The sequence below is a fragment of the Alteromonas sp. R7 genome (assembly GCF_055755235.1).
In genome coordinates this window covers 17,521-31,802 of the sequence record NZ_JBVTQX010000014.1, presented here as the reverse complement: position 1 = coordinate 31,802, position 14,282 = coordinate 17,521, and the positions used below count along the sequence as shown (strand labels likewise).

At 45.6% G+C, this 14,282-nt stretch carries 14 protein-coding genes; 6 read left to right on the top strand and 8 right to left on the bottom strand.

Going from position 1 to position 14,282, the window contains the following annotated elements:
• Positions 1-86: 86 nt before the first annotated feature.
• Together AC0J2X_RS18395 and AC0J2X_RS18390 are read right to left on the bottom strand one after the other, a co-directional pair.
• A complete protein-coding gene (locus AC0J2X_RS18395) occupies positions 87-1,373 on the bottom strand; it encodes a DUF445 domain-containing protein (RefSeq protein ID WP_061485351.1) in 1,287 nt (428 codons plus the stop codon).
• A gap of 12 nt (positions 1,374-1,385) precedes the next feature.
• Positions 1,386-1,880, bottom strand: coding sequence for an arsenate reductase family protein (locus tag AC0J2X_RS18390; protein WP_039216282.1), 495 nt, complete (start codon positions 1,878-1,880; stop codon positions 1,386-1,388).
• A 474-nt stretch (positions 1,881-2,354) separates the two neighbouring features.
• Here AC0J2X_RS18390 and AC0J2X_RS18385 point away from each other — a divergent pair, with 474 nt between their 5' ends.
• Both AC0J2X_RS18385 and AC0J2X_RS18380 read left to right on the top strand, forming a co-directional pair.
• The gene (locus tag AC0J2X_RS18385; protein ID WP_472996283.1) at positions 2,355-3,026 is read left to right on the top strand and encodes a DUF4097 family beta strand repeat-containing protein; all 672 of its coding nucleotides are present in this window, start codon (positions 2,355-2,357) and stop codon (positions 3,024-3,026) included.
• 40 nt (positions 3,027-3,066) lie between these two features.
• Entirely contained in the window at positions 3,067-3,630 is a 564-nt protein-coding gene (locus AC0J2X_RS18380) for a sugar O-acetyltransferase (RefSeq protein WP_039225718.1), read from the top strand.
• Positions 3,631-3,853: 223 nt separating this feature from the next.
• Here the strand turns inward: AC0J2X_RS18380 and dkgB are convergent, their stop codons facing one another.
• The 6 genes from dkgB to AC0J2X_RS18350 form a co-directional block, all read right to left on the bottom strand.
• A complete protein-coding gene (gene dkgB / locus AC0J2X_RS18375) occupies positions 3,854-4,657 on the bottom strand; it encodes a 2,5-didehydrogluconate reductase DkgB (RefSeq protein WP_472996282.1) in 804 nt (267 codons plus the stop codon).
• 228 nt (positions 4,658-4,885) lie between these two features.
• The gene (rluB, locus tag AC0J2X_RS18370; protein ID WP_377946651.1) at positions 4,886-5,782 is read right to left on the bottom strand and encodes a 23S rRNA pseudouridine(2605) synthase RluB; all 897 of its coding nucleotides are present in this window, start codon (positions 5,780-5,782) and stop codon (positions 4,886-4,888) included.
• 40 nt (positions 5,783-5,822) lie between these two features.
• On the bottom strand, positions 5,823-6,416 hold the full coding sequence (gene scpB / locus AC0J2X_RS18365) for an SMC-Scp complex subunit ScpB (RefSeq protein ID WP_014948948.1): 594 nt from the start codon (positions 6,414-6,416) through the stop codon (positions 5,823-5,825).
• A complete protein-coding gene (locus AC0J2X_RS18360) occupies positions 6,403-7,266 on the bottom strand; it encodes a segregation and condensation protein A (RefSeq protein ID WP_061094667.1) in 864 nt (287 codons plus the stop codon). The genes scpB and AC0J2X_RS18360 overlap by 14 nt, the downstream gene beginning before the upstream one ends.
• 224 nt (positions 7,267-7,490) lie before the next feature.
• Positions 7,491-8,111 (bottom strand): L-threonylcarbamoyladenylate synthase, encoded by a 621-nt coding sequence (locus AC0J2X_RS18355; RefSeq protein WP_014948946.1) that lies wholly within the window; start codon positions 8,109-8,111, stop codon positions 7,491-7,493.
• A gap of 239 nt (positions 8,112-8,350) precedes the next feature.
• Positions 8,351-9,208 (bottom strand): PHP domain-containing protein, encoded by an 858-nt coding sequence (locus AC0J2X_RS18350; RefSeq protein ID WP_110287860.1) that lies wholly within the window; start codon positions 9,206-9,208, stop codon positions 8,351-8,353.
• A gap of 278 nt (positions 9,209-9,486) precedes the next feature.
• Between AC0J2X_RS18350 and AC0J2X_RS18345 the strand changes: the two genes are divergently transcribed.
• From AC0J2X_RS18345 to trpCF, 4 genes are read left to right on the top strand one after another with little or no spacing between them, the layout of a single operon-like run.
• A complete protein-coding gene (locus tag AC0J2X_RS18345) occupies positions 9,487-11,220 on the top strand; it encodes an anthranilate synthase component 1 (RefSeq protein ID WP_472996281.1) in 1,734 nt (577 codons plus the stop codon).
• Positions 11,217-11,849, top strand: a complete 633-nt coding sequence (locus AC0J2X_RS18340; protein WP_283626357.1) for an aminodeoxychorismate/anthranilate synthase component II — start codon at positions 11,217-11,219, stop codon at positions 11,847-11,849. Before AC0J2X_RS18345 ends, AC0J2X_RS18340 begins: the two co-directional genes overlap by 4 nt.
• A complete protein-coding gene (gene trpD / locus AC0J2X_RS18335) occupies positions 11,842-12,873 on the top strand; it encodes an anthranilate phosphoribosyltransferase (protein WP_014948943.1) in 1,032 nt (343 codons plus the stop codon). The genes AC0J2X_RS18340 and trpD overlap by 8 nt, the downstream gene beginning before the upstream one ends.
• Positions 12,866-14,275: a bifunctional indole-3-glycerol-phosphate synthase TrpC/phosphoribosylanthranilate isomerase TrpF gene (gene trpCF, locus AC0J2X_RS18330; protein WP_472996280.1), complete on the top strand. Its 1,410-nt coding sequence runs from the start codon at positions 12,866-12,868 to the stop codon at positions 14,273-14,275. The genes trpD and trpCF overlap by 8 nt, the downstream gene beginning before the upstream one ends.
• Positions 14,276-14,282: the final 7 nt, after the last annotated feature.

The window sequence follows — 14,282 nt, the reverse complement described above, 5'->3', positions numbered from 1 at the left end:
TATAGTTTGCGTTTTAGCGCTGATTAACAGCGACACTAAAGCTATTCATACCCACACCAGCTAATGCGACTTGCTTAAATAAATGACTAGAGGCCAAGCAGTGCCTCTATGCCAAACAATATTGCACCTATCAACCCGCCTACGATCGTGCCGTTTATGCGAACTTTTTGAAGATCGCGGCCAATATTCAACTCTACCTGCTCAGCCATTTCACGTTCATCCCAACTATTGATGGTGTCGCGAATGTGACGGGTTAGAAATTCAGCCAACTCAGGCGCCATATATTTAGCCGCTTCTCCAATGTGCTTATTGAACGCTTTTGCTAGCTCACTGTCTTGCGTTAACGTGGTACCCAAATCGTTTAAAAGGCTCGACACCTTTGTTTCTGCTTTACCATTTTGCTGTTCAAGAGACGTTAAAAGCCATTGATGAAACTTGGCCCATGATTGCTGAACATACGCGTTTAACGCTGGGTCATTAATAATTTTTTCCCGATAGCTGTTTACCTTTTTCTCCATTAACGGGCTGTGCTGTAGTTCGTAGAGGAATTCGTGTACTTGCTCATCAAATGCATGGCGAATGGGGTGATGCTCATCTTCGTATACATCTTCCAAAATACTTGAAACCGCTTTAACAGCAATGAGTGCCCCCTGCTCGCTTAGCCAACTAGACGGCAATAGCTTTTCGATACGACTGTATTCAGTTTTTAGCCAGACTACTAACGTATCTGCTATGTAGATTTGGGTTTCTGGCTCTGCAAGCAGTGAGGCCAATTTCCCTAACACCCTATCAAGCACTACCTGATGCTGGCGCTCTTTCGTAACGGCGCTTAACGAGGTTGCCATCAATTGCCTAAGATCAAGTTGGTTAATGCCCTTCTGTGCGGTTTTAGCGATAAACGCTTTCACAGGTTTGTCATCGAGCACACGCAGAACGCCTGCAAAAGCATCGCATAGAAAGCGACTTAAACGGGTAGCGTTTCTATCCTGTGACAACCACCTTCCCGCGCCCTTAGCAGGGTCGCTGTCCCGAATTAGCTTCTCTATTGCTTCAGGATGAAAGAACTTTTCCTTAACGAACAATGACAGGTTATTAGCAATAACAGACTTGTTACTAGCCACGATATTGGTGTGCGGAATGGGGTACTTCGCTGGAATTGGCTTAAATAATGCTGTCACTGCAAACCAGTCAGCTAGACCACCGATGAGCGCCGCCTCACTGGCCATCTTAATAAGCCCCAACCACCATGCTCCTTGCAAGTTTGGATAAAACTTGGGTAGTAAAACCGTTAAAACAAATACACTTGCGGCAAAAATCAAACAGGCCAATGCAAGCCTTTTAGCCTTATTTAATTGCGTGTACTTGTCCTGCATAAACTACTCCGTTTAAATTACTCGTTTACCATCTTGGTCTATAAGTGGTGTGCCGTCTTCTTTAGCAAAAGGGCCTTGCGGCCATACAGGCAAAATATCCAGTACAGCTTCACTTGGCCGGCATAATTTCACTGTTTCTTTTGCGTTATTCGAATAGGAATTACCTTCAACTCTCCCAAGAGGTAAAGAAACTGCTTTTTCGTGTTCACCTTCGGGAATGCAAACAATAGGCCTATTCACTAAAACGGGATGTTCCAGCATCAATTCAAAGATGATTTCGTTACTCACTGTTTCATCAAGTAACCCTAATTCAGCAGCAGGAGACTTTGTTGTGCGAAGCGCTTGTCGAGGGTTAAGGTTAGCTGCATTCAACAAATAAGTTAGTTGTTCACGTTCCCACCCAACACGTAAATACTCAATAACCTGCACCTCATACCCAGCGGCCTTGATCACCGCCAGTACATTCCTAGACGTGCCGCACTCTGGGTTGTGATAAATCTTTATCATGCCACCTAACCTCACTAAAAAGTAAAAACCACATATACCAACATACTATTGAAATTCGAGGACAGACACTCGCAAAGGCTAAAACCTTGCCTGTACTCGTCGGACACACACTCAAAAAAGCAGCTTGTAACCAAAAAGATGTATTCACATTGAGTGTCTGTCCATTTCTTTAAATAATTTCTTCAAGCGAGTGTCTGTCCCCTTCTGAAATCCCTTCTGAGCTTAGAGCCATGTGGTACAAAATGGTCAAATTCGCCATCCGATAGCAGATGAAACTATAAAATTAGCCATTACACTATTAAGGCAGCCTCCCTCCTTTGGCATATTAAACTAACCTTTTGATTTAAAATACTTTTTAAGAGTGGCATGATACGTGAAATGTATTTTATAAATACACAATAAAATTTGTGTTTGATATTAATACCGTTAAAGCGTGTTATTAAGTATTTATAAAATAATCAAGGATATAAGAATATGAAAAAGTCTATTATTGCTAGTGCAGCTATGTTGCTTTCAGCCTCTTTGCTTACTGGCTGCGTTATCCATGTTGGAAACGCTAGTGCATTAGAAGGCAGCGATTTCAGTTCTATTCTAGGCAATATTGACATAGCTGAAGGGAAGCACGCTGGCGATATTTCTTCTGTTAATGGCAATGTGGAAATTAGCGATCATGGTGGCGCGGATGAAGTCAGCATCGTTAACGGAAATCTTGAAATGGGTAGCCATGTGTCTGTCCGAAATATCGATATTGTAAATGGCGATGTAAGTGCAGCTTCACACCTCAATGTGCTTAAGGGTGTAGAGACCGTGAATGGAAATGTTACGCTTCCTACGCAAAGTACAATTGGCGGTAGCGTTGAAACAGTGAATGGAGACATAACAGCCGTTGATACAACCATTGAAAAACACATCAAAACACTCAACGGCGATATTACTTTGTCTGGCTCTTCTCACGTTTTAGGCGATATCGTATATAAGGAAAGTGAAAGCTCTTGGGGTAAGAAATCAGACAACAAACCTACCCTATCGATTAGTGCATCGGTTACTGTGGACGGCAACATTGTTTTGCACCGTCCTGTTAACTTAGATATTGAAAGCGACGAACTTAAGCAAAAAGTCATTGTAAGCTACAGTGGTGCGCAGTAACGTATCAGCTTAATCATTTAAGCTAACATTCTGGAAATGCATGACTGAACAAGAAAAGATGCTTGCTGGCGATTTATACTTTCCGTCAGACAAAACATTATCGGCATTGCGCAAGCAATGTCGTATGCAATTAGACGAGCTCAACACAACTTGTCAAAGTGACCACAAAAAGCGTACAAGACTACTAAAAGCGCTGTTTGGTAGTACTGGAAAAAGGCTTTACATTGAGTCTTCATTTAAATGTGATTACGGCGAAAATATTCACGTAGGCGAAAATTTTTTCGCTAACTTCAATTGTGTGATTTTAGATGCAGCGAAGGTCACAATAGGTGATAACTGCATGATTGCGCCTCAAGTCGGTTTGTACACCGCTACGCACCCATTAGATCCGGTACAAAGGGCAACCGGCATCGAGTTTGCCAAGCCCATTACTATTGGCGATAATTGCTGGATTGGTGGTATGGCGGTCATAAACCCTGGCGTAACGTTGGGAGACAATGTGGTTGTGGCCTCTGGCGCGGTGGTAACTAAGTCTTTTGGGGACAATGTGGTCATTGGTGGTAACCCTGCCAAAGTCATCAAAGAAATAGAGCAAGCCGAATAGAGCATATGATGTTTTCGGTATCACATGCCTTAAAAAACACCTTTACACGAGTCCATACCAAGTCACATCTATCGATTTAATCTGAACCGGTAATTCAAAGACTCTTCAAGGGCCGCCATTAGTACCTCAAAGGCGGCCCCTGATTTTAGCCCAGTATACAGAGCTAGGTAAAATTAAACGCTATCCCGTTAGTAGTCTAAAGACAAACGCGCTCTATAAATCGTTAATCCCAGTCTGGAGCAAAATCTGGGTTTACAATTCGGTCGCCGTTATCAAGATCATCAATAAGCGCGAGCTCTGAATCAGTTAAATGTACACCACCGTAAGCTAAATTCTCTGCCAAGTGTACTTTACTGGTTGATGAAGGGATTGCGTAAATGTGACGTTTCTCCATCCACGCCAGAACAACTTGCGCTGGCGTCGCATCGTGGTTTTGCGCTATTCGCAATAAAGTTTCGTCCTTCATTACTTTTCCTACCGCAAATGGCATATATGCAGTCGCTTTTATGCCTTTTTCCTTACACGCTTCAACAACTTTCTTATTTTGCATGAAAGGATGGATTTCAATTTGGTTGGTGTAAATCTCGCCTTTACCAAGAACCTTTTCGGCCTTATCTAACAAATCAATAGTGAAATTAGACACCCCAATATGACGAGTAAGCCCTTGCTCTTTCGCCTTCGCAAGATTGCCTAAGTAACTTTCGAGTGAAATATCAGTGCCAGGATATGGCCAATGAATAAGAAGCAAATCAACATATTCTAGCTTCAGTTTTTCTAAGCTTTCGTGAACACTTGGAATAAAATGGGTATCGCCCAATGACTCGTGCCACACCTTGGTGGTGACAAACAGTTCGCTTCTATCAAGGCCGCTGGTTTTTATGGCATCGCCAACTTGTGCTTCGTTGTCATAAAATTGTGCGGTATCAATGTGTCTGAAACCAACCTCTAGCGCTTTACTTACTGACTCACGGGCCTCCTCACCTTTCAATCGAAACGTTCCCATTCCTAACTGAGGCATATCTTTCATTACTCTCTCCTTTTCCGTGTTGGTCTTACCCTACTTGACGTAGCAGCTTCACACTTTGCTACGCCATCGCTTAGAAAGAAGATCGTAATCATCGAGACTGAAATCAGAATTAAATGGGTGACTAACTTAGTGACTAAGTTGAAGAATACACGTCGCTAAAATAAAAAAGCCGCTAGCGAACGCTTGCGGCTTTGAGTAATCACTTACACGTGATGGATAAATAAGACATTACTTACGTTTGGCGGGACGCCCAGCTCGTTTATTCAAGCTTTGTTGCTTACGCACTTTATGCTTTTTAACCGAGCGACGCATGCGGCTTAATCGCGCGTGGTCAAGTTTACCCTGGCGTACATTAACCATAGTTTGCGTTTCATCCGGCAATTGAACATGGCTACGAAGCGCGTTCACGTCTTCTAATCCCAGTTCTACCCACGCACCTTGCGGTAGACGCTTTTGCAGTTCAATTGGGCCATACTTAACACGGATCAGGCGGCTAACCTGCACGCCTTGCGACTCCCAAAGACGACGCACTTCGCGATTACGTCCTTCTTTCAACGTTACGTTGTACCAACGGTTCATGCTTTCATCTTCAGCATGCTGCGGCGTAGGCGCCCCTGAAATTGTCAGGAACTTTGCTTCGCCGTCTTCCAGCTCTACACCTTTTTGAAGGGTATGTAGCGTTTTGCCCGTTACCTCACCGAATACACGCACTGCGTACTCGCGTTCTACTTCACATTTTGGGTGCATTAGGCGGTTGGCTAGTTCACCATCGTTGGTGAATAACAGCAGGCCACTGGTGTTCATGTCTAGACGACCAACGGTGATCCAGCGCCCTAATCGAATAGCGGGTAGACGGTCAAATACCGTATCGCGACCTTCAGGGTCGTGACGGCTACACAATTCACCTTCGGGTTTGTTGTACATCAACACTCGGCAAATTGGCTGTTCTGTTTGACGAGATAGCAAATGACCATCAACACGGATTTGTGCAGTGTGATCGACTCTATCTCCTAATGTTGCTTTGGTGCCATCGACCGATACTCGGCCTTCTTCAATCCAACGTTCCATTTCTCGTCGCGAGCCTAGCCCTTGGTTAGCCAGTACTTTTTGCAACTTTTCAGTCATGGGTTTTCACTCTTTAATTGCTTGTTTACGGTCGCACGGTCTATTCAGACGGTGCCTCATTTAACACCTTAAGCGGCGAGTCTGACGCAACGCTTTCAGCCATGTTTTCGAAAGCATCAGCATTGGGCAAATCGCTCAACGACGTCATCGAAAAATAGTCTAAGAAGCCTTTGGTAGTTGCATAAAGCGCTGGTCGCCCAGGCACTTCTTTGTGACCTACTACCTTTACCCAGTCTCGTTCTGTGAGTGTCTTTATAATATTACTGCTTACCGCCACGCCCCTGACCTGCTCTATTTCTCCGCGGGTTATAGGTTGACGATAGGCAATGAGTGCCAAGGTTTCGAGCATTGCTCTAGAATACTTTGGCGCATTTTCCTGCCACAATTTGCTTAACCACGGGCTTAATGCATCTAACGACTGAAAGCGATAGCCACTTGCTACTTCCACCAGTTGAATGCCTCTTGGCTGATAGTCTAACTTTAGCTCGTTAATCACCTTACTCAAGGTTCTATCAGCGACGGTAAACTCATTGAGTACCGTTTCTTTTAAATGCTGCTTTGAAATAGGTTTGTCAGCGACAAATATTGCTGCCTCTACCAATTGTTTAAGCTGCGCCGTGTTAATTTTCTTCATGGGCACCTAATTTTACATGAATTTTTGCATAAGGACCTGCCTGAATGCATAAAATTAGCTGTTCTTTTACTAATTCTAAAATTGCTAAGAAGCAAACCACTACGCCAGCTTTACCTTCTTCAACCGTAAATAGGCGTTCAAGTGGCGTATATTCTGTTGTTGTGAGTAACGACAAAATGAGCGACATGCGCTCTCGCGTGCTCAGTGCTTCCCGTGCAATGGTATGGTGTTCAAACGCTTCAGCGCGCTTCATGGCCGCACTGAACGCCAATACAATTTCAGCTAAAGACACATCGGGCTCAATGCGAATTGGCGCCACATTCTCACTTAGCTCAACGTGAGTGGTGAAAATATCCCGTTCAAGTCTAGGCTGAATATCTAAATCTTCTGCCGCTTGCTTTACTAGCTCGTATTCTTTTAATCGGCGAATAAGCTCTGCGCGAGGGTCTTCTTCTTCGTCAGAATCGTCACTGCGTTTGGGTAGTAGAAGCCTGGACTTAATTTCTGCCAATATGGCTGCCATCAGCAAATATTCTGCCGCCAGCTCTAATTTTAGCGACATCATGGCATCCACATATTCCATATACTGCTTGGTAACATCGGCGATGGGCAGTGTGGTGATATCAAACTTTTGTTTTCTAATCAGATAAAGTAGTAAGTCGAGCGGCCCTTCGAAGGTTTCTAATATGACCTCTAGGGCATCGGGGGGAATGAAGAGATCTTCAGGCTTTTCAATTAGCGCTTCGCCATTAATAAATGCAAGTGGCAACGGCTGCTGAACAGGTGTCGAAAGCCCCTTCTCAACAGAGGCATCATTATCGTTATTATTGTCTTTAACAAGCTCTGACACAGTTCCACAACCGTTTTTACGCGCTAACAAAGCGGCGATTATTGATATTATTATTTACGCGTTCACGCGAGAACTTGCAGCGCTTCGCTGCAAACCGAAGCGCTACAGGCCCTCGCAACATAGCTTACGGTTTCCTACTATAACTTTCACCTGCAACAAGCAAAAGAAACTAGTTAAAATAGGCTATCTACAACAATCTGTTCAAAAAAACAGTAAAACGAAAGTTACTCGAAGGGAGACGGATCGCCCGTGCCATGTCGCACAATTACCGGCGTGTCTTCCGACAAATCAACCACGGTAGTGGGCTGCTCACCAATGTAACCACCGTGAATAATAAGCCCTACTTGCTTTTCTAAGTTGTCGCGAATGACATCTGGGTCTGATTCAGCCATGGTATTGCCTGGCAAAATCAAGGACGTAGACATCAATGGCTCGCCCAGCTCCTCCAATAATGCAAGTGCAATGGCGTTATCGGGCACGCGAATTCCAATGGTTTTACGTTTAGGGTTTTGCAAACGCTTTGGTACTTCGCGGGTCGCTTTCAACACGAAGGTGTAACGCCCTGGTGTGTTGTTCTTAATTTGCCTGAACGCCGTGTTGTCTACCTTTGCGTAAATTGATAGCTCAGACATGTCTCGACACATTAAGGTAAAGTTGTGATCTTTATCGATTTGACGAATACGACACAACTGCTCAAGCGCCTTTTTGTCTTCCATTTGGCAACCTATGGCGTAGCCTGAGTCTGTCGGATACACCACCACTGCTCCCTCTCGAATTAACTCACAAGCCTGACTAATTAGGCGCTTTTGCGGGTTGTCGGGGTGCACATAGAAAAATTGACTCATAATTACTTCCTTTTCTTAAACGCGCAGAACGATACTACTTTGCCAACGAGGTAAGTGTCTGTCCACTCGTAAAGCTTGCTGGTTAAGCTCGTTGGTTAAACTCGTTGGTTAAATTAGCTTTTGAGCTTTTTACCAACCAACTCTCGGCATTTTAAGTAGCTATAGCGCTCATCAACCGTACGTGAACCATTTGCCTTACCTTGCCCATTTATACCGAGAGCGTTGCAAATTAGATTGCCTTAGCTCTCGGCCATCTGCCCTTCAAATTGTTTCCAATTATGCCATACGGGTGTGAGCTTACTGCTAATGCCGAGGTTCTTACCCAGCTCAGTCCAACGAGACGGAAAGTGAAAATCAGAGCCCGCCGATGCTAACAACTGATGGGTTTGTGCAAGCTCATTAATAAGCTCTTGTTTGGTTTTATTAATACCTGGAAATGCGGTTTCAATGGCGTCACCACCAGCTTGTTCGAACAAGGCCACTAAGCGCCGTAGCCACTTCGCTGTCATATCATAATGAGCGGGATGAGCCAGTACAGCTTGTCCACCTGCATCGTGGATCCACTCGATAGCCGTTTCAATACTTGGCCACTCTGCTTTAACTGCAGCTCGTTTGCCTTTGCCAAGATACTTTTTAAACGCGGCGTCCATACTTGGCACACCGTAGTTGTTTACTAATACGCGCGCAAAGTGCGCCCGTGTCACCTGGCCAACGCCCGCTAGCGCTTTTGCTCGCGTTAGAACACCTTCAAACCCACACTTTTCGAGCTTATCAGCAATTTTTTCAGCTCGGGCTTCTCGGGTTTGAGACTGGCCTTGCAGCCGCTCAAGAAACGTTGGGCAGTGTCTGTCCACATTTAATCCAACTATATGGATATCGAAACTGTGCCAAGTGGTGGAAATTTCAACACCATCAATAATGGTTAATGCACGTTTTTGCTTCGATTGAGTGGCATGTGCTTCTTCCAAACCGGCTACGGTATCGTGGTCGGTAACGGCAAGCGCATCCACCTGCATGGTGTGCGCGCGAAGGATTAATTCTTCTGGCGTTAGATGGCCATCAGAGAATTTTGTATGACTGTGTAGATCTATTTTCAATGTCTTATGCAAATTTTAGGTTGACACAAACGGCAATTTGTTTTCTTCTATACACACAAAGTATACGTACTAACCGCTTCAAATCCTATTGAAGTTTGGAAAAACAACGAGTAATTCATGCATTCATACAATATTTCAACAGCAATGACAGTTGCAGCTTGGTGGTGGCACTCCCTAACTTAACGGGCGGTGTGCACTGTAGTGCGTGAATGAATACACATAAAGGCCCGTTTATACGGGCCTTTTTTTTGTCTTTTTGCAGTTGGAGAGTAGCAAAAATGAGTTTAGCGGAACTGGGGATTTCTCCAGGTAAGGTAGAGACAATTGAGCAGGTGGGACACTATGTCGATGATCCACTTGCCGCGTTTGCCCACCTTTGTGGCAATAAAAATAACGCATTGCTTTTAGAGTCGGCAGAAATTGATTCTAAAGACGATTTACAAAGCTTGTTAATGGTTGACGCAGCACTGCGCATGGAATGCCGGGGCAATCGTGTTGAAGTGAAAGCACTGACAGGCAACGGCGCTTCAGTGTTACCTTTATTTGTTGACCACGCCCCTGACGGCCTACACATCAAAGAAAGGACAGACACTTCAATTACGCTGGTGTGTGATGAAGCCGACGGTGAACTTGACGAAGACAGCCGCTTAAAGGCCGCAAGCGTAATGGACGCGCTTCGCATTGTTATCAATAAGATAACGCCAATCCGCCAACATCCCCACGCGGTTTTCTTAGGCGGTGTATTTGCCTATGACATGCTAGCAGGCTTTGAAAAATTACCTAACGTTCCAGAAGGTGAAAATGACTGTCCAGACTTTGTATTTTACTTAGCAGAAACTTTAATTACCGTTGACCACCAAACCCGCGAGACCCATTTAATTGGCAGTGTTTTTAGTGGACAAGACGTTGCCCAGCAATACTTTGCCATTGCACAGCGCTTAGAAGCAATTCATCAGCAGCTACACGATATGCCCGCTGAGCCAGTACTAGTGGGTGCAAATACAGCAAAGATTGCTGATGTAGAAAGTGAAGCTCAAAGCGGACAGTCACTCGTTTCCGACTCAGAAAACCCAAACGAAACTCAAAACGGACAGTCACTTTCTTTTGACCCAAGCGTTGAAGTTAGTGTTGATTTAAGCGATGAACAGTTCTGCAACCATGTGCTGGACTTAAAGCAGCACATTTTAGCCGGCGACATTTTTCAGGTTGTGCCCTCGCGCACATTCTCTCTCCCCTGCCCGTCGCCACTACTTGCATACGCTAAACTTAAAGAATCAAACCCAAGCCCTTACATGTTTTACATGCAAGATGCCGCTTTCAGCATATTTGGTGCCTCTCCTGAATCAGCGCTTAAATACGAAAGAGAAAGCAATCAAGTAGAAATCTACCCTATCGCCGGTACCCGTCCACGCGGCAAGCGCCCTGATGGCAGTATCGACAGAGATTTAGACAGCCGTATTGAGCTTAACCTTCGCGAAGACACCAAAGAAAAGTCTGAGCACATTATGCTGGTTGACCTTGCCCGAAACGATGTGGCAAAGGTGAGTCGCCCAGGTACGCGCTATGTGAAAGACTTGCTAAAAGTTGACCGTTACTCTCACGTGATGCACTTGGTGTCGCGCGTGGTTGGCCAGCTACGTGACGACTTAGATCCACTGCACGCTTATCAAGCCTGCATGAATATGGGCACCCTAGTCGGCGCACCAAAAGTAAGCGCAGCGACGTTAATTCGCGAAGTAGAGAATAAACGCCGCGGCAGTTATGGCGGCGCGGTTGGCTACTTGAATGGTCAAGGCGATATGGACACTTGTATTGTCATTCGTTCAGCGTTTGTGAAAAACGGCACGGCTTATATTCAAGCGGGTGCAGGTGTAGTATATGACTCGGTTCCACAAGCTGAAGCTGATGAAACCCGCGCTAAGGCACAAGCGGTAATTGGTGCAGTAAAAGCAGCGCTACAAGAAGAAGCTGAAAGTATCAACGTTGTATTAAATGAAGGAGGCAACGCATGAATCAGCAAGTGACCACCCTATTTTTGCTCGACAATGTAGACTCATTTACCTACAACCTTGTGGATGAACTGCGTACCTTAAACCTAGATATTAAGGTCTATCGCAACACGGTTTCAGCAAATGCTCTGTTTGAAAGAATGCAGGAACAAGCAACGAAAGGCCCAGTGCTTCTTATGCTGTCGCCAGGCCCAGGTGCACCAAGTGAAGCTGGCTGTATGCCTGAGCTACTTAAAAAAGTACACGGCGTGTTCCCCGTAATTGGTATTTGTTTAGGCCATCAAGCTATTGTTGAGCATTATGGCGGCACCGTAGGTCGCGCCAGCCAAGTTATGCACGGCAAGTCTTCTGCTATTACCCATTCTAAAGACGCCATGTTCAAAGGCTTACAGCAGCCCTTACATGTCGCACGCTACCACTCTTTAGTGGCACATTCATTGCCTGAAAACCTTACTGTTTGCGCATCTACAATAAACGATGACGGCAGTGAGGCCGTAATGGCAGTTTACAATAGCGAAGATCGCATGTTGGGTTTCCAATTTCACCCAGAATCTATTTTAACAGCCCACGGCAGTTTGCTGTTAAAGCAAAGTATTGACTATTTAACGTTACAGGGAGCGAACCATGCTTAACGCAGGCCCTCTACTAGAACAAATTATGTTGCGAGAATCACTGTCGCAAACCGAGGCATACAGCTTGTTTAACAGCATCATGCACGGTGAGCAAAGCGAGGTGATGATTGCTTCAGTGCTGACTGCGCTGAAAATGAAAAAAGAATCACCCAGCGAAATTGCGGGTGCAGCGAGTGCCATGGTTGCCAATGCACTGCCCTTTCCCACACCGTCTTATGAGTTTGCAGATATCGTTGGTACAGGCGGAGATGGCCACAACACCATTAATATTTCCAGTGCAGCCGGTGTAGTTGCCGCATCTTGTGGCGTGAAGGTGGCGAAACACGGTAATCGCAGTGTATCGAGTAAGTCTGGCTCTGCTGATTTGTTTCGCCAGTTTGGTCTTAATTTAGAAATTAGCCCAGAAACATCCCGCAAGTGCTTAGATGAAGCAAATTTCACATTTCTTTTTGCACCGGTTTATCACGCCGGTATGCGCCACGCAGCCCCCGTGCGCGCTGCGATGAAGACCAGAACCTTATTTAATATACTGGGGCCGCTGGCAAACCCGGCGGGTCCAACTCATGGCGTTTTCGGCGTATACTCTCCTGAACTGCTTGAACCTTACGCAAAAACCCTTATGCTGCTTGGCCAACACCGCGCAATGATAGTGCATGGCGATGGCTTGGATGAACTGGCGCTTCACGGCGAATCAATGATTTACGACCTTGAGCATGGCGATATTCGCAAGCTTACCGTTACCGCCGAAGACTTCGGTTTACCTCATTATCCTCTTTCTGCGATTGAGGGCGGTGAACCTGAAGAAAACAGACAATTTGTTGAAGCAGCGCTAAACGGCGAAGGTAAAGAGGCGCACCGTGCCGCTATCGCCATGAACTGCGGGGCACTGTTGAAAGTAACCGGCAAAGCCTCAACCTTCAAAGAAGGGGCTGAAATGGCGATGAACGCTATGGCCGAAGGGTTACCCATGCAGTTATTAACGAAGGTTGCCAAAATTACTCAGGAGGTAAGCACGAATGGCTAATGTGCTTGAGAAAATTGTTGCAGACAAACGAGAAGAAGTGGCCGCACGCAAAGATGCACTGCCGCTGGAAAGCTTCAAGGCGAATCTAGTTCCTTCCGAAAAGAGTTTATTTGCCGCACTTAGTGAGCCAAACGCAGGCTTTATCTTCGAATGCAAAAAAGCATCGCCTTCAAAAGGCCTTATTCGAGAGCATTTCGATTTAGACGAGATCTTAGCGGCTTACACGCCTTATGCTGCCGGTATTTCTGTGCTGACAGACGAGAAGTACTTCCAAGGTAAATTTGAGTACTTAGCTTATGTAACTGAGCGTGTTGGTCAGCCTGTGCTTAACAAAGATTTCTTCGTTGATACCTATCAAGTGTATCTAGCCCGTCACTATAATGCCGACGCAGTGCTATTAATGCTTAGTGTGCTAAATGATGACGAATATCGCGAGTTGGCAAGCGTTGCCAATGCTCTGTCATTAGACATTCTTACCGAAGTAAGTAATGAAGAAGAAATGGAGCGCGCTATTGCCCTTGAAGCCAACATCATTGGTATCAATAATCGCAACTTACGAGACCTTTCTACCGATTTAGCCACAACCGAACGCCTTGTGCCCATGCTTGAAAAAGCCACGCACGACTACGTGGTTATTTCAGAGTCGGGCATATACACACATCAAGACGTGCTTCGTTTAGCGCCTGTATCCCAAGGCTTTTTGGTGGGCAGTGCGTTAATGGCAGAGGCTGACCTACCGCGCGCTGTGAAAACGTTAGTGAATGGCGCAGTTAAAGTGTGCGGGCTTACCAACCCCGAACAAGCGCAAATGGCGTTTGATAAAGGCGCTAGCTTTGGCGGGCTTATCTTCGCTGAAAAATCGCCACGCTATTTGAGCGAAGCACAGGCTTTGACGATAACGCAGAGCATTGACGGTGCTTTTGTGGGTGTGTTCGTTAATCACGACATTGATGAAGTGGCATCACTCGCCACCTCGCTTAACCTTTTTGCCGTGCAGCTTCACGGCAGCGAAGATGACACCTACATTTCAGCGCTTGCTGCCAAGCTTCCAGAAAGTTGTGAAATTTGGAAAGTCGAAGGTGTTAAAGCAACCTCTTCTGACGCACTTCCAGACGCAGTGGACAGACACTTAAATAATAACCTTGTAAGCCGTGTTCTTCTGGATTGCCAAGTGGGTGATGCCAAAGGCGGTACAGGCGAAGCGTTCAACTGGCAGCTATTAAACGATATCGAAGCGAAGCATAAGTTAGTGCTTGCTGGCGGTATTAACGCCCAGAATGTTGCAGAAGCTATTGCAACCGGCTGTGGTGCTATTGATGTGAATTCAGGCGTGGAAACCGCACCCGGTGTGAAAAGCGAAGAAAAACTCGACGCGCTTTTTGCCATTTGCCGCCGTTACTAATTTAAAT